The organism is Paraburkholderia sp. 31.1 (assembly GCF_014397645.1).
Taxonomy (GTDB): Bacteria; Pseudomonadota; Gammaproteobacteria; order Burkholderiales; family Burkholderiaceae; genus Paraburkholderia; species Paraburkholderia tuberum.
In genome coordinates this window covers 211,989-233,701 of the sequence record NZ_VZQN01000002.1, presented here as the reverse complement: position 1 = coordinate 233,701, position 21,713 = coordinate 211,989, and the positions used below count along the sequence as shown (strand labels likewise).

18 protein-coding genes are annotated in these 21,713 nt (G+C 65.6%); 16 read left to right on the top strand and 2 right to left on the bottom strand.

Going from position 1 to position 21,713, the window contains the following annotated elements:
- The first annotated feature begins 153 nt into the window (after positions 1-153).
- The 7 genes from F6X37_RS02225 (at position 154) to F6X37_RS02195 (ending at position 8,320) form a co-directional block, all read left to right on the top strand.
- Positions 154-2,712, top strand: a complete 2,559-nt coding sequence (locus tag F6X37_RS02225) for a DNA polymerase III subunit gamma/tau (RefSeq protein ID WP_187610155.1) — start codon at positions 154-156, stop codon at positions 2,710-2,712.
- A 73-nt stretch (positions 2,713-2,785) separates the two neighbouring features.
- Entirely contained in the window at positions 2,786-3,112 is a 327-nt protein-coding gene (locus F6X37_RS02220) for a YbaB/EbfC family nucleoid-associated protein (protein ID WP_008923976.1), read from the top strand.
- 227 nt (positions 3,113-3,339) lie between these two features.
- Positions 3,340-3,936: a recombination mediator RecR gene (gene recR, locus F6X37_RS02215; protein ID WP_018418135.1), complete on the top strand. Its 597-nt coding sequence runs from the start codon at positions 3,340-3,342 to the stop codon at positions 3,934-3,936.
- Positions 3,937-4,044: 108 nt separating this feature from the next.
- Positions 4,045-5,286 (top strand): CaiB/BaiF CoA transferase family protein, encoded by a 1,242-nt coding sequence (locus F6X37_RS02210; RefSeq protein WP_187610154.1) that lies wholly within the window; start codon positions 4,045-4,047, stop codon positions 5,284-5,286.
- 160 nt (positions 5,287-5,446) lie between these two features.
- Positions 5,447-6,484, top strand: a complete 1,038-nt coding sequence (locus tag F6X37_RS02205) for an ABC transporter substrate-binding protein (RefSeq protein ID WP_018418133.1) — start codon at positions 5,447-5,449, stop codon at positions 6,482-6,484.
- 127 nt (positions 6,485-6,611) lie between these two features.
- Positions 6,612-7,424, top strand: a complete 813-nt coding sequence (locus F6X37_RS02200; protein WP_184064908.1) for an ABC transporter ATP-binding protein — start codon at positions 6,612-6,614, stop codon at positions 7,422-7,424.
- 71 nt (positions 7,425-7,495) lie between these two features.
- The gene (locus F6X37_RS02195; protein ID WP_090804632.1) at positions 7,496-8,320 is read left to right on the top strand and encodes an ABC transporter permease; all 825 of its coding nucleotides are present in this window, start codon (positions 7,496-7,498) and stop codon (positions 8,318-8,320) included.
- Between the two features lie 78 nt (positions 8,321-8,398).
- Here the strand turns inward: F6X37_RS02195 and F6X37_RS02190 are convergent, their stop codons facing one another.
- The gene (locus tag F6X37_RS02190; RefSeq protein ID WP_187610153.1) at positions 8,399-9,373 is read right to left on the bottom strand and encodes an NADPH:quinone oxidoreductase family protein; all 975 of its coding nucleotides are present in this window, start codon (positions 9,371-9,373) and stop codon (positions 8,399-8,401) included.
- A gap of 343 nt (positions 9,374-9,716) precedes the next feature.
- Here F6X37_RS02190 and surE point away from each other — a divergent pair, with 343 nt between their 5' ends.
- The 6 genes from surE to rlmD all read left to right on the top strand — a co-directional run bounded on the left by surE (position 9,717) and on the right by rlmD (position 16,100).
- Positions 9,717-10,475: a 5'/3'-nucleotidase SurE gene (gene surE, locus F6X37_RS02185; protein ID WP_184063695.1), complete on the top strand. Its 759-nt coding sequence runs from the start codon at positions 9,717-9,719 to the stop codon at positions 10,473-10,475.
- Positions 10,472-11,683 carry a protein-L-isoaspartate(D-aspartate) O-methyltransferase gene (locus tag F6X37_RS02180; RefSeq protein WP_187610152.1) on the top strand — a complete coding sequence of 404 codons (1,212 nt, stop codon included), beginning with the start codon at positions 10,472-10,474 and terminating at the stop codon, positions 11,681-11,683. The genes surE and F6X37_RS02180 overlap by 4 nt, the downstream gene beginning before the upstream one ends.
- Positions 11,684-11,688: 5 nt before the next feature.
- Positions 11,689-12,639 (top strand): peptidoglycan DD-metalloendopeptidase family protein, encoded by a 951-nt coding sequence (locus F6X37_RS02175; protein WP_090804640.1) that lies wholly within the window; start codon positions 11,689-11,691, stop codon positions 12,637-12,639.
- An 11-nt stretch (positions 12,640-12,650) separates the two neighbouring features.
- Positions 12,651-13,739, top strand: coding sequence for an RNA polymerase sigma factor RpoS (rpoS, locus tag F6X37_RS02170; RefSeq protein WP_187610151.1), 1,089 nt, complete (start codon positions 12,651-12,653; stop codon positions 13,737-13,739).
- Positions 13,740-13,743: 4 nt separating this feature from the next.
- Positions 13,744-14,520 carry a 3'-5' exonuclease gene (locus F6X37_RS02165; RefSeq protein WP_187610150.1) on the top strand — a complete coding sequence of 259 codons (777 nt, stop codon included), beginning with the start codon at positions 13,744-13,746 and terminating at the stop codon, positions 14,518-14,520.
- A 149-nt stretch (positions 14,521-14,669) separates the two neighbouring features.
- Positions 14,670-16,100: a 23S rRNA (uracil(1939)-C(5))-methyltransferase RlmD gene (gene rlmD / locus F6X37_RS02160; protein ID WP_187610149.1), complete on the top strand. Its 1,431-nt coding sequence runs from the start codon at positions 14,670-14,672 to the stop codon at positions 16,098-16,100.
- 93 nt (positions 16,101-16,193) lie between these two features.
- On the opposite strand, the gene F6X37_RS02155 is transcribed toward rlmD, so the two are convergent.
- Positions 16,194-17,054, bottom strand: a complete 861-nt coding sequence (locus F6X37_RS02155) for an outer membrane protein assembly factor BamD (RefSeq protein WP_090804648.1) — start codon at positions 17,052-17,054, stop codon at positions 16,194-16,196.
- 38 nt (positions 17,055-17,092) lie between these two features.
- Between F6X37_RS02155 and F6X37_RS02150 the strand changes: the two genes are divergently transcribed.
- The 3 genes from F6X37_RS02150 to phaC all read left to right on the top strand — a co-directional run bounded on the left by F6X37_RS02150 (position 17,093) and on the right by phaC (position 21,624).
- The gene (locus F6X37_RS02150) at positions 17,093-18,343 is read left to right on the top strand and encodes an RluA family pseudouridine synthase (RefSeq protein WP_187610148.1); all 1,251 of its coding nucleotides are present in this window, start codon (positions 17,093-17,095) and stop codon (positions 18,341-18,343) included.
- Complete coding sequence (pgeF, locus tag F6X37_RS02145; RefSeq protein ID WP_187610147.1) at positions 18,340-19,203, top strand: peptidoglycan editing factor PgeF; 864 nt, start codon at positions 18,340-18,342, stop codon at positions 19,201-19,203. Before F6X37_RS02150 ends, pgeF begins: the two co-directional genes overlap by 4 nt.
- Positions 19,204-19,809: 606 nt before the next feature.
- Positions 19,810-21,624 carry a class I poly(R)-hydroxyalkanoic acid synthase gene (gene phaC / locus F6X37_RS02140; RefSeq protein ID WP_187610164.1) on the top strand — a complete coding sequence of 605 codons (1,815 nt, stop codon included), beginning with the start codon at positions 19,810-19,812 and terminating at the stop codon, positions 21,622-21,624.
- Positions 21,625-21,713 lie beyond the last annotated feature (89 nt).

Below are 21,713 nucleotides of genomic sequence, written 5' to 3'. Positions count from 1 at the left end.
TCACGGCTTCTGCGCAGTTTCTCCCCAGTCATTCCCAGCTTTTGTATTGATCGTTCGCCGTCTTCAGATGGAGCGTCGTCGTGGCCGTTTCGCGCATTTCACGCGTCTTCCCGAATCGGTTTTGCGCGCCATTGTTACTGATACAATTTCCGGATGACCTATCAAGTTCTCGCACGCAAATGGCGGCCGAAGGATTTCGCTTCGCTCGTCGGACAGGAGCACGTGGTGCGCGCGCTCACCCATGCGCTCGACGGCGGCCGTCTGCACCATGCCTATTTGTTTACAGGTACGCGCGGCGTCGGCAAGACCACGCTGTCGCGCATCTTCGCGAAGGCGCTCAATTGCGAGACCGGCGTGACGTCGACGCCGTGCGGCGTATGCCGTGCGTGTCGCGAGATCGACGAAGGGCGCTTTGTCGATTACGTCGAAATGGACGCGGCGAGTAATCGTGGCGTCGATGAAATGGCCGCGCTGCTCGAGCGCGCGGTGTACGCGCCCGTCGATGCGCGCTTCAAGGTCTACATGATCGACGAAGTGCACATGCTGACGAACCACGCGTTCAACGCGATGCTGAAGACGCTCGAAGAGCCGCCACCGCACGTCAAGTTCATCCTCGCGACCACCGACCCGCAGAAGATTCCGGTCACCGTGCTGTCGCGCTGTCTGCAGTTCAATCTGAAGCAGATGCCGGCCGGCCATATCGTGTCGCATCTCGAACGCATTCTCGGCGAAGAGAGCGTGCCTCACGAGGCGCAGGCGTTGCGCCTGCTCGCGCGCGCGGCCGACGGTTCGATGCGCGACGCGCTATCGCTGACCGATCAGGCGATCGCCTATTCGGCGAACCAGGTCAGTGAAGACGCGGTGCGCGGCATGCTCGGCGCGCTCGACCAAAGCTATCTGATCCGCCTGCTCGACGCGCTCGGGCAGGGCGACGGCGCGGCGGTGCTGGCGGTTGCCGACGAGATGGCCTTGCGCAGCCTGTCGTTCTCGACGGCGCTGCAAGACCTGGCGAGCCTGCTGCATCGGATCGCGTGGGCGCAGTTCGCGCCTTCGTCGGTGCTCGACGAATGGCCGGAGGCGGCCGACTTGCGCCGTTTCGCCGACGCGTTGAGCGCCGAGCAGGTGCAACTGTTCTATCAGATCGCGACGATCGGCCGAAGCGAACTGGGCCTCGCGCCCGACGAATACGCGGGCTTCACGATGACGCTGCTGCGCATGCTCGCGTTCGAGCCGGCGCCGACAGGCGGCGGTGGCGGAGCGGCGGGAGCCGCTGGCACGCAGAGCGATGCGGGCGGCGCCGGCGCCGGTGCGCAGCGCTCGGGTGCACCGGCGGTTGCCGCGCTGCGCGCGCTGTCACCGTCGTCCGCGACGGCCATGGCAGCTGCTGCGCCCGTTCGCGGACCTCAGGTAGGCGTTGCCGGCGAGGAGCAGGGCGACGCGATGAAATCGACCGCGCCGACTGCAAAGCCGATCGCGAAGCCCGCAGCCGACTCCGCGCAATCTGAAGAAGCACCGCAATCGCCCAATGCCGAAGTCGCCCGCGTGACAGAAGCGCCTGCCATTACGGCACCCCCGCTGGCGCCGTGGGAAGACGCGCCCGCGAATGCCGTCGCCACGATCGCCAGCTCGAGCGCGCCGGTCTCGAACGAAGTTTCCGACATCGCACCTTCGTCCGCACCGAGCGCGCTTGCAACTGCCGCGCCTGGTCGCGCGGAAGAGGCCACGTCACCGGAACCGGAAGCGCGGCCGGAATTGGCGGCGCCCGCTTCAACGGCGGCACCGGCGGCCGCAGCCGACTCCGCGCCGCGCCGCGCGGGCGGCGCCAGCGCCGCGCTCGACGTGCTGCGCAACGCCGGCATGAAAGTATCGTCCGACCGTGGCCGCGCTAACACGGACGTTTCCGCGAAGCCGGCCGCACCCGCCACACCGAAGCCGGCCGCACCGAAATCCGCCGCGCCGCGAGTGGTCGTGCCGGTGCCGACGCCCGGTGCGTCACGCCGCGTGTCGCAGGACACCGCCGCGCAGGCTGCACCCGCTCGCGACGCAAACAGCGGCGCGAGCAGCAATGCGCAGCAGAACAGCCCGTCGATCCCACCATGGGACGACATGCCGCCCGACGACTACCTGCCGTTGTCGGCCGCGGACGACGCGTACTTCATTCCGCCAGACGACGACTTCGTGCCGGTGTTCGACCGCGGCCCCGACGACGTCCGCATGGACGGCGCGGCCGCGCAGGCCGCCGCGCCGGCGCCGGTCGCCGATACGCGCCCGCTGCCGCCTGCCGTGCCGCTCGATCCGCTAGGTTTCACCGGCGACTGGCCGGCGCTCGCCGTCGATCTGCCGCTGAAGGGCATCTCGTATCAGCTTGCGTTCAACAGCGAACTGATGGCGCTCGACGGCAGCATGCTGAAGCTCAACGTGCCGGTACCGCAATACGCAGAAGCGTCGCAGGTCGCTAAACTGAAGGCAGCGCTCGTCGAGCGGCTCGGCCAGAACGTCGACGTGCAGGTCGAAGTCGGCCCGGCGCGCCGTACCGCCGCCGCGCACGACGCGAAGCTGCGCGCGCAGCGCCAGCAGGAAGCCGAGCGCGAGATCAGCGCCGATCCGTTTGTGCAGTCGCTGATTCGCGAGTTCGGCGCGAGCATCGTGCCGGGCTCGATCCGCCCGATTACCCCGGACGCCGCCCCGAACGGCGCGTCGCCGGCCCACTGATCCATCGTTCGCGGCGTCGTCGCGGCGCGGCGCCGGAATGCCAGATTCCACGCTATCTAGAAGGAGCACGTCCATGATGAAAGGCCAACTCGCCGGGCTGATGAAGCAAGCCCAGCAGATGCAGGAAAACATGAAGAAGATGCAGGAGCAACTCGCGCAGATCGAAGTCGAGGGGCAGTCGGGTGCCGGTCTCGTCAAGGTGACGATGACCTGCAAGAACGACGTGCGCCGCGTGTCGATCGACCCGAGCCTGCTCGCCGACGACAAGGACATGCTGGAAGATCTCGTCGCCGCCGCGTTCAACGACGCCGTGCGCAAGGCCGAGGCGACCGCGCAGGAAAAGATGGGCGGCATGACCGCCGGCCTGCCGCTGCCGCCGGGTTTCAAGCTGCCGTTCTGAACCTGCTCTGATTGAGAACGGGCTGAAGCGGGTGAGCGCCGCGGCGGTTGATTGCCGCGGTGCGAACGCAGACGCTCGCCGCCGCGCGCCGCGTGCAGGCTGGAAACATCGAACCTGCAGCCGCGCGTGAAAGCGTCGTCACGGCGTGAAAACGCGGCCCGGTTCGAGCAACACCCCCGCATCCCGATTCGCCCACGCGAGCACCACCCACGTCGACGCCGATCCGCATGAAACAACCTTCCGCCCTGTCGGCGCTCGTCGAAGCGCTGCGCGCGCTGCCCGGTGTCGGGCCGAAGTCCGCGCAGCGCATGGCGTATCACCTGATGCAGCACGATCGCGAAGGCGCCGAAAAGCTCGGGCGCTCGCTGTTGTTCGCGACCGAGCATCTGCGTCACTGCGAAAAGTGCAACACATTTACCGAAGCGCAGATCTGCGAGGTCTGCCTCGATGAGGAGCGCGATCCGTCGCTGCTGTGCGTCGTCGAAACGCCGGCCGACCAGATCATGCTCGAACAGACGATGACCTATCGCGGCCTCTATTTCGTGCTGATGGGGCGGTTGAGTCCGCTCGACGGCATCGGCCCGAAGGAAATCCATTTCGACCGGCTCGTGAAGCGCGCGTCGGATGGCGTCGTCAAGGAAGTCGTGCTGGCCACCAATTTCACCAACGAGGGTGAGGCCACCGCGCATTACCTCGGACAGACGCTGAAGGCGCGCGGCCTTGCCGTGACGCGTCTCGCGCGCGGCGTGCCGGTGGGCGGCGAGCTCGAGTATGTCGACGCGGGCACGATCGCGCGCGCGATGCTCGACCGTCGTTCGATGTAGCCACGCGGCTTTCGTTGGCCGCCGCCATATCCGTCCAGGCACGCATCGTCGCAAGTCGTTGCAAACCAGACAGACCGGGTACACAACGATGCAGAACCAAGGAGACTCATGAGCGCCACCCCCGAATCAGGCGCGAGCGCTGCGCCGCATGACGCGTGCGGTCCGCTCGCCGGCGTCAAGGTGCTGGAACTCGGCACGCTGATTGCCGGGCCGTTCGCCGCGCGTTTTCTCGGCGAGTTCGGCGCCGACGTCGTCAAGATCGAAGACCCCAAAGGCGGCGACCCGCTGCGCAAATGGCGCAAGCTGTACCCGGAAGTCGGCGGTACGTCGCTGTGGTGGGCCGTGCAGGCGCGCAACAAGAAGTCCGTCACGATCAACCTGAAAGCCGAAGAGGGCAAGGAGATCGTGCGGCGCCTCGCGAAAGAGGCCGATATCGTCGTCGAGAATTTCCGGCCCGGTCTGCTCGAAAAGCTCGGGCTCGGCTACGACGTGCTGTCCGCCGAGAACCCCGGCCTCGTGATGGTGCGTCTGTCGGGCTACGGCCAGACGGGCCCGTATCGCGACCGGCCCGGCTTCGGCGCGATCGCCGAGTCGATGGGCGGTCTGCGCCATATCACCGGCTATCCGGATCTGCCGCCGCCGCGCATCGGCATTTCGATCGGCGATTCGATCGCCGCGCTGCACGGTGTGATCGGCGCGCTGATGGCGCTGCATCACAAGCAGGTGAACGGCGGCAAGGGGCAGGTGGTCGACGTCGCGCTGTACGAGGCCGTCTTCAACATGATGGAAAGCGTGGTGCCCGAATACGGCGTCTACGGCATGGTGCGCGAGCGTACCGGCGCGTCTCTGCCGGGCATCGTGCCGTCGAATACGTATCCGTGCCGCGACGGCAGCATCGTGATCGGCGGCAATAGCGATCCGATCTTCAGGCGCCTGATGATCGCGATCGAACGCGACGATCTCGCCAACGATCCGGCGCTCGCGCATAACGATGGCCGCGTGCTGCGCACGCAGGAAATCGACGCCGCGATCGGCGCGTGGCTGTCCACGCGCACGATCGACGAAGCGCTCGCGGTGCTGAACGCGGCCGACGTGCCGGTGGGCCGCATCTACAGCGTCGCCGAGATGTTCACCGATCCGCAGTTCATCGCGCGGCAGATGATCCAGCGGTTCAAGTGGCAGGACGGCAAGGAAATCACGCTGCCCGCGGTTACGCCGAAGCTGTCGGCGACGCCCGGTGAGACGCGCTGGCTGGGGCCAGAACTGGGTGAACATACCGATGAAGTCCTGCAATCGCTAGGTTATGATGCTGACGGCATCGCGCGGTTGCGGGCGCAACAGATCGTCTGATGCGCACAGCGCAACGCATAGAGAAAGGCGCGTAAAGCGCGGCGCTGACGCACGATTCGCGCCTTGCGACCGGCAGCCCCACACCGTGGCCAAGCGCTTGCGCCACGCGCGCACGGGCGGTCAAAAAGCCGGACGACAAAAAATCTGGAGACAACGGACCATGCAACGCAGAACCTTCCTCGCCGGCGGTGCGGCGCTCGCGGGCGCCTCGCTCGCTGCCACGCCGTTCGCTTTCGCGCAGGGCAAGCCCGAGACCACCAAGGTCGCCATCGCGGTCGGCGGCAAGAACCTGTTCTACTACCTGCCGCTGACGATCGCAGAGCGCCGCAACTACTTCAAGGACGAGGGGCTCGAAGTCGAGATTTCCGACTTCGCGGGCGGCTCGCAGGCGTTGAAGGCGGCAGTCGGCGGAAGCGCCGACGTGGTCTCCGGCGCGTTCGAACACACGCTGCTGTTGCAGGCGCAAAAGCAGATGTTCCGCGAATTCGTCCTGCAGGGCCGCGCGCCGCAGATCGTGCTGGCAGTGTCGAAGAAGACGATGCCGAACTACAAGTCGATCGCCGATCTGAAGGGCAAGAAGATCGGCGTGACCGCGCCGGGTTCGTCGACGTCGATCATGGCGAGCTTCGTCCTCGCGAAAGCAGGGCTCAGTCCGAAGGACGTCGCGTTCATCGGCGTGGGCGCCGGTGCCGGCGCGATCGCCGCGCTGCAGTCCGGGCAGATCGACGCGATCGCCAATCTCGATCCGGTCGTCACGCGCCTCGAGCGCGCCGGCGACGTGCGCGTCGTGTCGGATACCCGCACGCTCACCGATACGCACATCGTGTTCGGCGGCGACATGCCGGCGGGCTGCCTGTACGCATCGCAGTCGTTCATCACGAAGAACCCGAACACCACGCAGGCGCTGACCAATGCGATGGTGCGCGCGCTCAAGTGGCTGCAGAACGCGAGCGGCAGCGAACTGATCAACACGGTGCCGGAGAGCTATCTGCTCGGCGACCGCGCGCTCTATCTCGACGCGTGGCAGCACGTGCGCGAAGCGATGTCGCCCGACGGCCTGATGCCCGCCGACGGTCCCGCGACGTCGCTGAAGACACTGAAAGCGTTCGATCCGGTGATCCAGAACGCGCAGATCGATCTGTCGAAGACGTGGACCAACGACTTCGTGAAGAAGGCGCTCGCGACCGTCAAGGCATAAACGACGCGGCGCGCACACAGGCGCATCGAATGGGACGTGGACAGGGCGATTCGCCGCGTCCACAGCCGTCGCCCCAGCGTCGCCGCGACAACTCCCCGCAAACCCGATTTCCGAAGCGAGCCGTACGATGACCGTTGCTGCCCTGGCGCTCGAAAACATCACCTGCACGTTCGCCGCGCGTGACAACCGCGCACAGCGCTACACAGCAGTTAAGGACACGACGCTGCGTATCGAGCCCGGCGAGTTCGTGTCGGTCGTCGGGCCGACTGGCTGCGGCAAGTCCACGCTGCTGAACATCGGCGCGGGGCTGCTCCAGCCGTCGGCGGGCGGCGTCAGCGTGTTCGGCGAACAGCTCAGCGGCCTGAATCGCCGAGCGGGCTATATGTTCCAGGCAGATGCGCTGATGCCGTGGCGCTCGGCGCTCGACAACGTGATGGCCGGCCTGTCGTTTCACCGCGTGCCGGCCTCGGAAGCGCGCGCGAAGGCCGAAGAGTGGTTGAAGCGTGTCGGTCTCGGCGGCTTCGGCGACCGCTATCCGCATCAGCTGTCGGGCGGCATGCGCAAGCGCGTCGCGATGGCGCAGACGCTGATCCTCGACCCCGACATCATCCTCATGGACGAGCCGTTTTCCGCGCTGGATATTCAAACGCGGCAGCTGATGGAAAACGAGCTGCTCGATCTCTGGGCCGCGAAGCGCAAGGCCGTGCTGTTCATTACGCACGATCTCGACGAAGCGATCGCGATGTCGGACCGCGTGGTGGTACTGTCGGCCGGGCCTGCGACGCATCCGATCGGCGAGTTCCGGATCGATCTGCCGCGGCCGCGCGATGTCGCCGAAATCCGTTCGCATCCGCGCTTCGTCGAGTTGCATGCGCAGCTCTGGGGTGTGCTGCGCGATGAGGTGCTCAAGGGCTATCAGCAGCAACTGACCGCTGTTTAAATGTGCCGCGCATCCCCGCCTGCGCATCGAAAAGAAGACGTGTTCAATAATCGTCCAAGGCAAACCAAGTCATGTGGAAGACGTTGCGCCCGAGCCGGGCGAATCTGGTGATCTGGCAGTGGCTGCTGCTCGTGCTGTGCTTCGTGCTGTGGTACGTGCTGACGAGCCCGACGCTGATACCGCCGTTCTATTTCGACGATCCGAACAAGGCGGCGTTTTTCTTTGGCGAGCCGCAGAAAGTACTGCAGCGGATCTGGGAATGGTTCACGGGCGGCGAGATCTATCTGCATCTGTGGATCACGCTCGTCGAGACCGTGCTCGCGTTCGTCTTTGGCACCACGATCGGGCTCGGCGTCGGCCTGTGGCTCGCGCTCGCGCCGACCGCGAGCGCGCTGTTCGATCCGTACGTGAAGGCCGCGAACTCGATGCCGCGCGTGATTCTCGCGCCGATCTTCGGCGTGTGGTTCGGCCTCGGCATCTGGTCGAAGGTCGCGCTCGGCGTCACGCTGGTGTTCTTCATCGTGTTCTTCAACGTCTACCAGGGCGTGAAGGAAGTGAGCCCGGTCGTGCTCGCGAACGCGCGCATGCTCGGCGCGAACCGCAAACAGCTGCTGCGTTTCGTCTATCTGCCGAGCGCGATGAGCTGGGTGTTTTCGAGCCTGCATACGTCGGTGGGGCTTGCGTTCGTCGGCTCGGTGGTGGGCGAGTATCTGGGCTCGGCGCGCGGCGTCGGCTATCTGATCCTGCAGGCCGAGGGCACCTTCGATATCAACACGGTGTTCGCGGGGATTCTGGTGTTGACCGCGTTCGCGCTGATTCTCGATGCGATCGTCGGGACCGCGGAGCGGCGTTTGATGAAGTGGCAGCCGCGCACCGGGGATACCGAGAAGTTGTGAACGTGGATCGCAAGCGGCGCGGCGGCCGAAATCGCAGTCGGCCGCCGCGCCGTTTTTGATGCTGCTTTATGGGTTGTGCTACGGCGTGATGACCACCTTGCCGATCACGCGGCGCTCGGCCATGTCGCGCAACGCGCGGCCGGTGTCGTCGAGCGAGTAGCGGGCCGACACGTAGGGCTTGAGCTTGCCTTCACGAATCCAGCCGGTCATCTGCTCGAATGCCGCGCGATTGCGCTGCGGCTCACGCTTTGCGAAGTCGCCCCAGAACACGCCGACCACGCTTGCGCCCTTGAGCAACATCAGGTTCAGCGGCAGCCTTGGAATCTCGCCATTCGCAAAGCCGACCACCAGATAACGCCCCCTCCAGCCGATGCTGCGAAACGCCGGCTCCGCATACACGCCGCCGACCGGGTCGTAGATCACGTCCGGACCTTTGCCGTCGGTGAGCGCCTTGATGCGCTCGCGCAGATCCTCGGTGTTGTAGTTGATCGTCGCGTCCGCGCCGTGCTTCACGCAGGTCGCGAGCTTTTCGTCGCTCGATGCCGCCGCGATCACGCGCGCGCCGAGCGCCTTGCCGATTTCGACCGCCGCCAGCCCGACTCCGCCGGCCGCGCCGAGCACGAGCATCGTCTCGCCCGACTGCAGCGCGCCGCGATCGACCACCGCGTGATGCGAGGTGCCATACGCGAGCGTGAACGCGGCCGCGAGTTCGAACGACACGTCATCGTCGAGCGGCACGCAGGCCGCGGCGGGCGCAAGCGCCTGTTCGGCAAAACCGCCGGAGCCGGTGAACGCGGCCACGCGCGAACCAGGCTTGAACTGCGTGACGCCTTCGCCCACCGCGCGCACGATGCCCGCGGCTTCCGAACCGGGCGTGAACGGCAGCGGCGGCTTGAACTGGTATTTGTTCTCGATGATCAGCACGTCGGGAAAATTGACGGCCGCGGCCTTCACGTCGATCACGACGTGGCCAGGCGGCGCTTCGAGATCCGCCAGGTTGTCGACGACCAGGCTCTCGGGCGGCCCGTACTGCTTGCAGCGAATCGCGCGCATCGTGTCTCCGTATCGTTCAGGGTTGGCACTGTTTTCGAGTGTAAAACAAAGCGCACGACCGTGCGATTCATTGCGCTGCGGGTTACAACTTGCAGCGCGCTGTCGATGCGTCGCGCGGCTTCTCGCGCAAGCCGTATTGCATTGCACAGCGCGAAGCACGCACAGGATCCGATTTCATCGACGAGCGCGCACGGCCGCGCGTTGAGTGCGAAGCAGCATCTTTGCGTTCGATACAAGCATTCGCGCACCTGGAAAATACTGGCTCGCACGACGCTTGTGCACGCCACGCAGACACGCCGTCCATGTCGTTCGCGTGCCATCTTTCCTCGGTTACAATCGGCGCATGCGAATCCTACTCAGCAACGACGACGGTTATCTGGCGCCGGGCCTCGCCGCGCTTTACGAAGCGCTGAAGCCGATCGCCAACGTCACCGTGATGGCTCCCGAACAGAACTGCAGCGCCGCGTCGAATTCCCTGACGCTGTGGCGGCCGCTGTCGGTTCTGCGTTCGGCGAACGGTTTCTACTACGTGAACGGCACGCCGACCGACTCGGTGCACATCGCACTGACCGGCATGCTCGACCATACACCGGACCTCGTCGTGTCGGGTATCAACAACGGCCAGAACATGGGCGACGACACGCTGTATTCCGGCACCGTCGCAGCCGCCACCGAAGGCATCATGTTCGGGGTGCCGGCCATCGCGTTCTCGCTCGTCGACAAGGACTGGGCGCATCTCGAAGACGCGGCCCGCGTTGCCGCCGAAATCGTCGCGCATTATCTCGCGCGGCCGTTGCCGGGACATCCGCTGCTGAACGTCAATATCCCTAACCTGCCGTATGACGAACTGCGCGGCTGGCAGATCACGCGACTCGGCAAACGTCATCCGTCGCAGCCGGTGATCCGCCAGACCAATCCGCGCGGCGAACCAATCTATTGGATCGGCGCCTCGGGCCAGGCGCGCGACGCGAGCGAAGGCACGGACTTCCATGCGGTGGCCAACGGCGCGGTGTCGATCACGCCGCTGCAGCTCGATCTGACCTACACGCAAATGCTGCCTGCGGCGCGCGACTGGCTGCGCGCCGGGAGCGGCAGTTCATGACCGGCGAGCGCGCGAAGCGCTTTCCGTTAGGTCTCGAGGACCTGGTGCGCGAACCGCGCCGGCCCGAGGGACGTCCGGGTGAGATGCGCGCGGCGGCGCTCGCGGCGAGCGCGGCGTTGAACGCACGGCAGCAGTCGGCGAAACCGACGCAGGGCGGCGCGGCCGCACGGGCGCAAGCGAGGACCTCAGCTGCTGCGCAATCTACGCCGGCGACGCGACCCCAGGTGATTCCCCAGGCGAAGACGCAAAGCGCTTCGTTTGGTACGTCAACGGCGGCGACCGGTGCAATGCCGCCAAAGCCGCAGGCCGCGCCAGTCGCAAAGACAACGGCGAACTCGTTGGCTGGTGCATTGGCGGGGCAGCCTGTCAAGCGAGCACCAAAGTCGTCGGTCAAGCCAGGCAAAAACTCGACGCATGCGTCTGGCCACAGCGCACGCGCGACGCCATCGCCACTCCAGTCGCAACTGCAGCAAAGCGCGAAACCCGCGCCGAACGCCGCGTTGGCCGGTGCAATGAGCGGCGCATTCGGCGGCGCGACCAGCGGCGCGATGAACAACGCCTTGGCGCTGACCTCGGAACGGGTTCGCGAACGCATGGTCGAACGCGTGCGAGCCAATGGCGTAAGCGATCAGCGTGTGCTGAACGCGATGGCGGCGGTGCCGCGCCACATGTTCGTCGATCCGGGTCTTGCGGCCCAGGCGTACGAAGATGCCGCGCTGCCGATCGGTCATCACCAGACTATCTCGAAGCCGTCGGTGGTTGCGCGAATGATCGAACTCGCGGCGGCCGGGCGCGCGCTGAACACGGTGCTCGAAATCGGCACCGGTTGCGGCTATCAGGCGGCGGTGCTGAGCCAGGTCGCGCGCGAGGTTTATTCGATCGAACGCATCAAGCCGCTGTCCGAGCGCGCGAAGACGAATCTGCGTCCGCTGCGCATTCCGAATATCCGGCTGCATTACGGCGACGGGCGGCTCGGTTTGCCGTCGGCGGCCCCGTTCGACGCGATCGTGATCGCGGCGGCCGGGCTCGACGTGCCGCAGGCGTTGCTCGAGCAGCTTGCGATCGGCGGACGTCTGGTTGCGCCGGTCGGCTCGCAGGAAGGACAGAGCCAGGTGCTGACGCTGATCGAGCGCCTCGGCCCCGCGCAATGGCGCGAGTCGCGGCTTGATCGCGTTTTCTTTGTACCCTTAAAATCCGGAGTGATTTGACACCGATGAGTATGTTGCGCGCGATGCAGAGAACCACCCCGAATACCCCCCTGACCGTAACCCAGCGCAGCGTGTGCGTGCTCGCCTTGTCCCTGTTGATGACGGCCTGTGCATCCCGGCTCGACCAGGCGCCCGTCGTCGACCGCTCCGGCGGCGGCACGCTCGCCACCGCGCAGGGCGCGGCGCAACCGGCGGTGCCGCTCGGCCCGCCGCCGCCCGGCTACTATCGCGTGAAGCCGGGCGATACGCTGTACCGCATTGCGCTCGAAAACGGCCAGAATTACCGCGACATCTCGACGTGGAACAACCTGACCAACCCGAATCAGATCGAAGTCGACCAGCTGCTGCGCGTCGTGCCGCCGGGCGCGAATACCGCGGCCATGACGCCGGGCGTGTCGACCGCGCCGATCGGCAGCACGGGCGCGGTGCAAAGCGCACCGCTGAACAACAACGCGCCGGCCGTGGTCGGCGCCGCGATGCCGCCGCTCTACGGCGGCGCGACGAACGGTACGCCCGCGAATGGTGCGGTAGCTGCGCCTCCGGCCAATCCCTCTGCGGCGAGCGCCGACGTCGGCAGCGCCGCGGCAGGCAACGTAGCATTTGCATGGCCGGTGCGCGGTCCGCTGCTCAACACGTTCAACGACTCGACCAACAAGGGCGTCAATATCGGCGGCTCGGCGGGCGAGCCGGTTAAAGCGTCAGCCGATGGTCGCGTCGTCTATGCCGGAAATGGGCTGCGTGGTTACGGCAATCTCATTATCATCAAGCATGATGCAACTTATCTCACCGCGTATGCACACAACCGCGCTTTGATGGTAAAAGAGGGGGACGCGGTTACGAAGGGGCAGAAGATCGCAGAGATGGGCAATAGCGATTCCGACCGTGTGATGTTGCATTTCGAAGTTCGCCGACAGGGTAAACCAGTCGACCCACTGAAGTATTTGCCGCCGCAATAAGCGATACGACCATGCCGAAATCGAAGCGCCGCCCGCCGCAAGCCGAGTCTGAGACGATCAGCGAAGTCACGTCTGCCGCAGTGGACGAAAGCGGCGCTTCGGAAGTGGAAGAAGAGGTCGCGGAGGAGCGCGATCTCGACGAACGCCAGAGCGGCCTCGACGAAAGTGAGAGCGCTGACGCGCGCGAAACCACCGGCGAGGCGCCGCCCGACGCCGACGATTTCCGCGCACTGCTGCAGGCCGAACTCACGGCCGACACGATCCAGCATTATCTGAATCGCATCAGCGTGAAGCCGTTGCTCACCGTCGAGGAAGAGCAGAAATATTCGCGCCTTGCCAAGGCCGGCGAGTTCGAAGCGCGGCAGGTGATGATCGAGCGCAATCTGCGGCTGGTCGTCAGCATTGCCAAGGGTTATCTGAATCGCGGCGTGCCGCTGCTCGATCTGATCGAGGAGGGCAACCTCGGCCTCATGCACGCAATCGAAAAATTCGATCCGACGCGCGGCTTCCGTTTCTCGACCTACGCGACGTGGTGGATCCGCCAGAGCATCGAGCGCGCGATCATGAACCAGGCGCGTACGGTGCGATTGCCCGTGCATGTGATTCGTGAGCTCAACCAGGTGTTGCGCGCGAAGCGCCATCTGGAAAAGAACTCGATGAATTCGGGGGAGGCGGCCGAGCGCCGCGACGCGAGCATCGACGACATCGCTTATCTGACCGGCAAGACCACCGACGAAGTCACCGACATCCTCGCGCTGAACGAGCACACCGCCTCGCTCGATGCGCCGCTCGATCTCGATCCGGCGAGCAGCCTGCTCGATCTGCTGTCGGACGACCAGAGCCAGTCGCCAGACGCCGAAGTGCAGCATCGCGAACTCGAAACACTGACACGCGCATGGCTCGCGCGTTTGTCGGACAAGCACCGCCATGTGATCGAGCGGCGCTTCGGTCTGAATCACATCGAGCCCGCCACGCTCGAGGAGCTGGCCGACGAAATGGGCCTCACGCGCGAGCGTGTGCGCCAGATCCAACAGGAAGCGCTGGTGCGACTGAAGCGCTTCTTTGCCTCAAACGGTGTCCGCAAAGACGCCGTTCTCTGACCTGATGACACCGATTCTTGTTTTCGACATCGAGACGATTCCCGATGTCGCCGGCATCCGCCGGCTTGAAGATTTGCCCGCGTCGATGAGCGACGCCGACGTCGCCGAGCACGCGTTTGCCGCACGCCGCGAAAAAACTGGCAGCGATTTTCTGCCGCATCACCTCCAGCGGGTCGCGGCGATTTCCTGCGTGTTCCGTGACAACAACGGTTTTCGCGTGCGCTCGCTCGGTACGCCCGAGGACGGCGAGGCGACGCTCGTGCAGTCGTTCTATCGCGTGATCGAAAAGTACACGCCGCAACTCGTGTCGTGGAACGGCGGCGGTTTCGATCTGCCGGTGCTCAACTACCGCGCGCTCGTCAACGGCATCCCCGCCTACCGGTTCTGGGATCTCGGCGAGGACGACCGCGACTTCAAGTGGAACAACTACATCAGCCGCTACCACGCGCGACACACCGATCTGATGGACGTGCTCGCGATGTACCAGGCGCGCGCGAACGCGCCGCTCGACGCGCTCGCGAAGATGTGCGGCTTTCCGGGCAAGATGGGCATGGACGGCAGTCAGGTGTGGCAGGCGTTCCAGCAAGGGCGTATCGAGGAAATCCGCAACTACTGCGAGACCGACGTCGTCAATACGTACCTGCTGTATTGCCGCTTCCAACTGATGCGCGGTGGCTTTTCGCCGTCGGAGTATGCTGACGAGATCAGCCTCGTGAAGAACGCGCTCGCGCTGGAAAGCGCGCCGCAGTGGGCCGAGTATCTGGCGGCGTTCGAGCAGTAAGCGCGCGCGAGCAGAGCCTCCGCCGGGGAGCCGCGATCCGGGCCGCGATCCGCACTCGCTCCGCGTGTGGTCCGCACCGCATCGCAGGCAAGCCCGGCGCTTCGTCTACAATCTCGCCTTTCCCCCATAGTTTGTCAGGAAGTCCGCAGGTGTCCCGAACTGCCCCCCAACGTCGCTCGCCGCGGCGCTCATCGAAGCATGCCAGGGCGCACGCCCCGGCGCCGGCGCCCGTCATTACCGGCAACGAACCGCTCATCGAAATCGTTTCGCTCGATATGGAAGCGCGCGGCGTGGGCCGCACCACGAGCGAAGACGGCACGCCAGGCAAGGTCGTGTTCGTCGAAGGCGCGCTGCCGGGTGAACTCGTCAGTTATTCGACGCATCGCAGCAAGCCGAAATTCGAGCAGGCCGAAGTCGTTCAGGTGTTCCGCGAAAGCGTGATCCGCACGACGCCGAAATGCACGTACTTCAACATCTGCGGCGGCTGCTCGATGCAGCATCTCGACATGCGCGCGCAGGTGGCGGTCAAGCAGCGCGTGCTCGAGGACAGCCTGCAGCATCTGGCGAAGCTGCGCCCCGAAACGGTGTTCCGGCCGATTCACGGGCCGTCCTGGGGTTATCGCTATCGCGCGCGGCTCGCGGTGTGCTATCTGCCGGAGCGCGGCGGCATGCGCATCGGCTTTCACGAGAAGAAGAGCAGCTATATCGCCGACATGAAGACCTGCGAGGTGCTGCCGCCGCATGTGTCGGCGATGCTGATGCCGCTGCGTTTCATGGTCCGCAAGCTGTCTATCTACGACCGCATGCCGCAGCTCGAGCTCGCGGTCGGCTCGTCGGTCACGGCGCTCGTCGTGCGCAACCTCGAACCGCTGACGGCCGGGGACGAGCAGGTGCTGCGCGAGTTCGCGGACGAGCACAAGGTGCAGTTCTGGATCCAGCCGGGCGGTCCCGACACGGTCACGCCGCTTTATCCTCTCGACGTGCAGCTCGACTACACGCTGCCCGAATACGGCATCCGTATGCCGTTCAAGCCAACTGATTTCACCCAGGTCAATCACGCGATCAACCGCGTGCTGGTGAGCCGCGCGCTGCGCCTGCTGGCGCCGGCACGCACCGACCGTGTGCTCGACCTGTTCTGCGGGATCGGCAACTTCACGCTGCCGCTCGCGCGAATCTCGCGGGAAGTGGTCGGCATCGAGGGTAGCGAAGTGCTGACCCAGCGCGCGCTCGCGAATGCGGAGCTGAATGGCGTCGCCGGGCATACGTCGTTCGCGTGCCGCAACCTGTTCGAAGTCACCGCCGACGACTTGCGCGCCCTCGGCCAGTTCGACAAGTTCCTCGTCGATCCGCCGCGCGAAGGCGCGCTCGCGATCGCGAAGGCGCTCGCGGAGATCGCGCAGAGCGGCAACGGGCCGCTGCCGACGCGCATCGTCTATGTGTCGTGCGCGCCAGCCACGCTCGCGCGCGATGCCGGGCTGCTCGTGCATGAGGCCGGCTATCGGCTGGTGGGCGCGGGCGTCGTCAATATGTTCCCGCATACGTCGCACGTGGAATCGATTGCGCTGTTCGAGCGCGATTGAGTCTCGCGGCGCGCATAAACGAAAACGCCACGACCGAGGTCGTGGCGTTTTCGTTTTCAGACGAAGGTCAGTGTGCCGTCGGCGCGTGAGGGCTCAGAACTGCCACCACGACTTCGCCGTGCCGGGCCGTGCGTGGCCGGTCACGTACGGGCTGTCGGGGAAGGTGCCGGCCAGCACGCGACGAGTGTCGTCGGCGAGTTGCTGGTTGTTCAGCTTCTCGTACGACAGGATCATGATGTGCAGCGCGTCTTCGATGGCCGGCGCGTTCTTGTACTCGCGCAATGCGAGCTGCGCACGGTTGATGGCGGCGACATAGGCGCCGCGGCGATAGTAGTAGTCCGCGGCGTGGACTTCGTGCGATGCGAGCGCATTCACGATGTAGCGCATGCGCTGCGCGGCGTCCGCCGCGTACTTGCTGTTCGGGAAGCGGTCCACCACGACCTTGAACGCGTCATACGACTCGCGCAGCGACTTCGGATCGCGCTCGCTCATATCCTGGCCCGAGAAGCGGCCGAACAGACCGAGGTCGTCGTTGAAGTGGATCATGCCCTTCAGGTAATACGCGTAGGCGATGTCCGGATGATCCGGGTGCAGCTGGATGAAGCGGTCGATGGCCTGGTCGGCGGCGGCGTTTTCGTTGTCTTTCCAGTTGCAGTACGCGACGTTGATCTGCGCCTGCTGGGCGAAGTGGCCGAACGGGTCGCGGCCCTCGAGCAGCTCGAAATACTTCGCGCACTTGCCCCAGTCACCACCGGTCAGTGCGTCGTTCGCCTCCGTATATAATTTGTTGTTGTTCCACGCTGCCGTTTCGTCGGTCTTCTCCGGCAGGCCGTGGCAAGCCGCAACAGCGACGACGGCCGCGGCGCACGCAATGTATCCGGCCACTTTCCGGGCCGCCTTCTTGATGGCCGCCAAATTGATCGCCGCTTCAGTGATGGTGTTCAAGGCTCGCATTTTCCAGTCTAGCTTTACGTCCAGGTGACCCAGATTCAATGACCCGCTCAAATACTCCAGGCGCCGCAGGCGCCGGGAATAGCAACGAAGATTATAGCGTAAGCGCCGACCCGGCCGACGCGTTGGGCGTCGATTCCCTCGACGACGATTTCTCCGGCGACGCGCTCGCCGCAAGCAGCCCGCAAGGCTCTGCGGCCGCGGCGGCACCCGTGCCCGTGCGCGCGGCCGACGAAGCGCCGCGCAGCGTCGTGGTACCCGACGAACTGGCCGGCGAGCGCCTCGACAAGGTGCTCGCCAAAGTATTCCCGGAGTTCTCGCGCAGCCGTCTGCAAAGCTGGATCGAGGCGCAGCGGGTGCGCGTCGACGGCAAGGCGGCGAAGATCCGCCAGCCGGTGCCGCTTGGCGCAACGATCGAGCTCGTGCCCGATCTGCTGCCCGAGCAGCTCGCCTTCACGCCCGAGCCGGTGCCGCTCGACATCGTCTACGAGGACGACACGCTCGTCGTGATCAACAAGCCGGCCGGCATGGTCGTGCATCCGGCGGCTGGCAACTGGAGCGGCACCGTGCTGAACGGGCTGCTCTACCGCTATGGCGAGTCCGCGGCGGGTCTGCCGCGCGCGGGCATCGTGCATCGGCTCGACAAGGAGACCTCGGGGCTGATGGTGGTCGCGCGCACGCTCGAGGCGCAGACCGACCTCGTGCGCCAGTTGCAGGCGCGCACGGTCAAGCGCCGCTACCTCGCGCTCGTGTGGGGCAACCTGCCCGACGAAGGCACGATCGACGCGCCGATCGGCCGCGATCCGCGCGAGCGCACGCGCATGGCCGTGGTGACGGGCGCGGCCGGCAAGCCGGCGCGCACGCATTTCCGGCGCGTGGCCTCGGCGATCTGGCAGCGTCAGCCGGTCACGGCGATTCACTGCGATCTGGAGACGGGGCGCACGCATCAGATTCGCGTGCATTGCGCGCACATCGGTCATCCGTTGCTCGGCGATCCCGTGTACGGACGCGCGCGCGGCAAGCGCTCGGTCGCGCCGCTGCCAGACGGCTTCGCGCGCCAGGCGCTGCACGCGTGGCGGCTCGGCCTGATTCATCCGAAGACCGGCCGCTCGATGCAATGGCGCGCCGACGTGCCGGCCGACATCGGGGCGTTGTCGGCCGCGCTCGGTCTGGGTCGCGACGACGCGGGCGAGTTCGACGATGCGTATGGCGAGGATGAGGACTACGATGCATCGGTCGACGACGGCGCGTACGATGAAGGCAGCGACCACGACGAGGACGATCACGCATGAGCACCAATCTCCCGGAGCTGGGTTTTGCCGATGTCGTGCAACCCGCATGGAACGTGTCGCCGCGCGTGCGCGCGCTCGTGACCACCCGCGACGGCGGCGTCAGCAACGCGCCGTTCGGCCGCTGGCGCGACGGCGCCGACCAGCCCGGCGGGCTGAATCTGGGCATGAAGACCGGCGACGATCCCGCCGCGGTCGCGAGCAATCGCGCACGGCTCGTCGCGCTTGCCGGAGTTCGCGAGGCCGCGTGGCTCGAACAGATCCATGGCGCCGGCGTCGTCCGCGCCGAGGATGCGATCGCTCACGCGCGCGACCATGGTGCGCCGGCGCGCGCCGACGCGAGCGTCACCGATGCCGCGGGCATCGCGTGCGTCGTCATGGTCGCCGATTGCATGCCGGTGCTGTTGTGCGACGAAGCGGGGCGCGCAGTCGGCGCCGCGCATGCCGGGTGGCGCGGACTCGCGGCGGGCATCGTCGAGCAGACCGCCGCGCGGGTCGCGGCGCTGGCGGGTGTGCGGGCGAGCGAGCTGCACGCGTACCTCGGGCCGTCGATCGGGCCCACCGCATTCGAAGTCGGCGCAGACGTGCGTGACGCCTTCATGACCGGTGCCGACGATGCACAACGCGACGCGACCGCGCAGGCGTTCGTCGCGCATCCCGCGAATGCCGGCAAATATCTCGCCGATCTGCCGGCGCTGGCGCGCCTGCGCCTGCAGCGGCTCGGCCTTACGCGCATCAGCGGCGGCGATCTGTGCACGGTCACGTTGCGCGAGCGTTTTTATTCGTATCGCCGTGATCGCGAGACCGGTCGCATGGCCGCGTTGATCTGGATCGACGAACAGGCGCAATCAATTGCCGATTAATTCGGGATGGCGCGCGGGCGCATCTTGTCATACTTTTAAAATCGAGCCGTGGTTTTATTCCGCGTGAATGCGCACCGGGTCGTTATTCGCGAATCCCACTGCCGACCCGTCGCTGACGGCCCGTTCCGCGGCCTTCACACGCATTTTTTGTTGCGCCGCCGGAAGGCCCGCCGATAGCGCGAATCGCCCGCCGGCTGTGTGGGCGACCGAACGAATAAATATGCTTAAGTGCCATGCGCCCTATGAGTTTTTCGGATTTACCCGCGGCAGGCATCATTTGATTCGTTAAAGCGCGATTTGCCATACAGGGAAAACGATAATTAAAAAACTATCGCACTGCGGCAAAATCGGGAGCAAGCATTGACATGCCTTGTGATGGGGAGCAAGAATGTTCGTTCTAAGCTCTTCGTCGTTCATGGGACAGGGCGTGACGAAGTCGCGAGCAATCGCCACGTGCGCACGGACCTGCCTCTCAACCCGTCCGCAAGGACTTACCGGTCAAAAGCAGGTATGGCAGCATCTCATTCCTCAGCTTCCCCCAGCACCGACTCCTCGAAGGAGCAGACGCAGCAGGCCGGTACGAGTGGTGCATCGTCAGCCGCAGGCATGCAGCAATTTCTCGACGCCTGGATGAACGCCTGGCGTTCGTTCGGCGCGCAGCCCAATGGCACGGCATTTCAGATGCCCTCAATGCCGCAGATACCGGACCTCGCGCAGATGACGGCGGGCTTCCCGCAAATACCGGCGTTTCCCGGCATGCCCGACTTCAGCAAGCTGGCCGCCGGTGCGTTGCCGTCGTTGCCGGGGCTGAGCATTCCCACCGCCGCGATTCCGCCCGAGCGTTTGCAGAAGCTGCAGACCGACTATTCGCGCGAGGCGATGGAGCTGATCCAGCAGGCCACCACGTCGGCGATCAAGGCGCCCGAGCTCAAGGACCGGCGCTTTAGCGCGGACGCCTGGAGCGCGGCGCCCGCCTACGCGTTCACCGCCGCGTGGTATCTGCTGAACGCGCGCTATCTGCAGCAGATGGTCGACGCGCTCGACACCCAGCCGAAAACCCGCGAGCGCATTCGCTTCGCGGTCCAGCAGTGGACAGCGGCGGCCTCGCCGAGCAACTTCTTCGCGCTGAATCCCGAAGCGCAGAAAACGCTGCTCGACAGCAAAGGCGAGAGCTTGCGCCAGGGCGTGATGAACCTGCTCACCGATATGCAGCGCGGCAAGATTTCCCAAACCGACGAATCGCGTTTCGCGGTCGGCGAGAACCTCGCGAACACCGAAGGCTCGGTCGTGTTCGAGAACGATCTGCTGCAGCTGATCCAGTACAAGCCGCGCACGGCGACCGTGCGCGAGCGGCCGCTCCTGATCGTGCCGCCGTGCATCAACAAGTACTACATTCTCGACCTGCAACCCGAAAACTCGCTCGTCGCGCACGGGCTTGATTCGGGCCATCAGGTGTTCCTGATTTCGTGGCGCAACGCGGATCAGTCCATCGCGCACAAGACGTGGGACGACTACATCGGCGAGGGTGTGCTCACCTCGATCGACACCGTGCGCAAGATCAGCGGTCGCGAGCAGATCAATACGCTCGGCTTTTGCGTCGGCGGCACGATGCTCGCCACCGCGCTCGCGGTGGCTGCGGCGCGCGGCGAACATCCGGCCGCGTCGATGACGCTGCTCACCGCGATGCTCGACTTCTCCGACACGGGCGTGCTCGACGTGTTCGTCGACGAGGCGCACGTGCAGATGCGCGAGCAGAGCATCGGCGGCAAGAACGGCGCGCCGCCGGGACTGATGCGCGGCGTCGAGTTCGCGAACACGTTCTCGTTCCTGCGCCCGAACGACCTTGTGTGGAACTACGTCGTCGACAGTTACCTGAAGGGCCGCACGCCGGTACCGTTCGACCTGCTGTACTGGAACAGCGACTCGACCAGTCTGCCTGGGCCGATGTACGTCTGGTATCTGCGCAACACGTATCTCGAGAACAAGCTGCGCGAGCCCGGTGCGCTGACCACCTGCGGCGAGCCGATCGATCTGTCGAAGATCGACGTGCCGACCTTCATCTACGGTTCGCGCGAAGACCATATCGTGCCGTGGCAAACCGCGTATGCGTCGGCGCCGCTGCTCACCGGGCCGCTAAAGTTCGTGCTCGGCGCGTCGGGCCATATCGCCGGCGTGATCAATCCGCCCGCGAAGAAAAAGCGCAGCTTCTGGAAGCTCGATACCGACGCGAACACGCTGCCCGAAAGCGCGGACGAATGGTTCGATGCGGCGACCGAAGTGCCCGGCAGCTGGTGGCCGGAATGGACCGACTGGCTCGATCAGTACGGCGGTAAGAAAGTGAAGCCGCGCGCCAATTTGGGCTCCGACGAATTCCCGGTCATCGAGCCGGCGCCGGGCCGCTACGTGCGGCAACGGGAGTAGGTTCACGCACAGGCTCGACGCGCGCGTACGACATTGCTGTCGACGTCGGCATAGTGCGCAGTCGGCCGGTGCATAGGTGTTTGGCAGGT

What these genes read in the sequence shown, in the direction of transcription:
- F6X37_RS02225 (WP_187610155.1), top strand. Translation starts at nt 154, where the DNA reads ATGACCTATCAAGTTCTCGCACGCAAATGGCGGCCGAAGGATTTCGCT.
- F6X37_RS02220 (WP_008923976.1), top strand. Translation starts at nt 2,786, where the DNA reads ATGATGAAAGGCCAACTCGCCGGGCTGATGAAGCAAGCCCAGCAGATG.
- recR (WP_018418135.1), top strand. Translation starts at nt 3,340, where the DNA reads ATGAAACAACCTTCCGCCCTGTCGGCGCTCGTCGAAGCGCTGCGCGCG.
- F6X37_RS02210 (WP_187610154.1), top strand. Translation starts at nt 4,045, where the DNA reads ATGAGCGCCACCCCCGAATCAGGCGCGAGCGCTGCGCCGCATGACGCG.
- F6X37_RS02205 (WP_018418133.1), top strand. Translation starts at nt 5,447, where the DNA reads ATGCAACGCAGAACCTTCCTCGCCGGCGGTGCGGCGCTCGCGGGCGCC.
- F6X37_RS02200 (WP_184064908.1), top strand. Translation starts at nt 6,612, where the DNA reads ATGACCGTTGCTGCCCTGGCGCTCGAAAACATCACCTGCACGTTCGCC.
- F6X37_RS02195 (WP_090804632.1), top strand. Translation starts at nt 7,496, where the DNA reads ATGTGGAAGACGTTGCGCCCGAGCCGGGCGAATCTGGTGATCTGGCAG.
- F6X37_RS02190 (WP_187610153.1), bottom strand. Translation starts at nt 9,373, where the DNA reads ATGCGCGCGATTCGCTGCAAGCAGTACGGGCCGCCCGAGAGCCTGGTC.
- surE (WP_184063695.1), top strand. Translation starts at nt 9,717, where the DNA reads ATGCGAATCCTACTCAGCAACGACGACGGTTATCTGGCGCCGGGCCTC.
- F6X37_RS02180 (WP_187610152.1), top strand. Translation starts at nt 10,472, where the DNA reads ATGACCGGCGAGCGCGCGAAGCGCTTTCCGTTAGGTCTCGAGGACCTG.
- F6X37_RS02175 (WP_090804640.1), top strand. Translation starts at nt 11,689, where the DNA reads ATGAGTATGTTGCGCGCGATGCAGAGAACCACCCCGAATACCCCCCTG.
- rpoS (WP_187610151.1), top strand. Translation starts at nt 12,651, where the DNA reads ATGCCGAAATCGAAGCGCCGCCCGCCGCAAGCCGAGTCTGAGACGATC.
- F6X37_RS02165 (WP_187610150.1), top strand. Translation starts at nt 13,744, where the DNA reads ATGACACCGATTCTTGTTTTCGACATCGAGACGATTCCCGATGTCGCC.
- F6X37_RS02155 (WP_090804648.1), bottom strand. Translation starts at nt 17,054, where the DNA reads ATGCGAGCCTTGAACACCATCACTGAAGCGGCGATCAATTTGGCGGCC.
- F6X37_RS02150 (WP_187610148.1), top strand. Translation starts at nt 17,093, where the DNA reads ATGACCCGCTCAAATACTCCAGGCGCCGCAGGCGCCGGGAATAGCAAC.
- pgeF (WP_187610147.1), top strand. Translation starts at nt 18,340, where the DNA reads ATGAGCACCAATCTCCCGGAGCTGGGTTTTGCCGATGTCGTGCAACCC.
- phaC (WP_187610164.1), top strand. Translation starts at nt 19,810, where the DNA reads ATGCAGCAATTTCTCGACGCCTGGATGAACGCCTGGCGTTCGTTCGGC.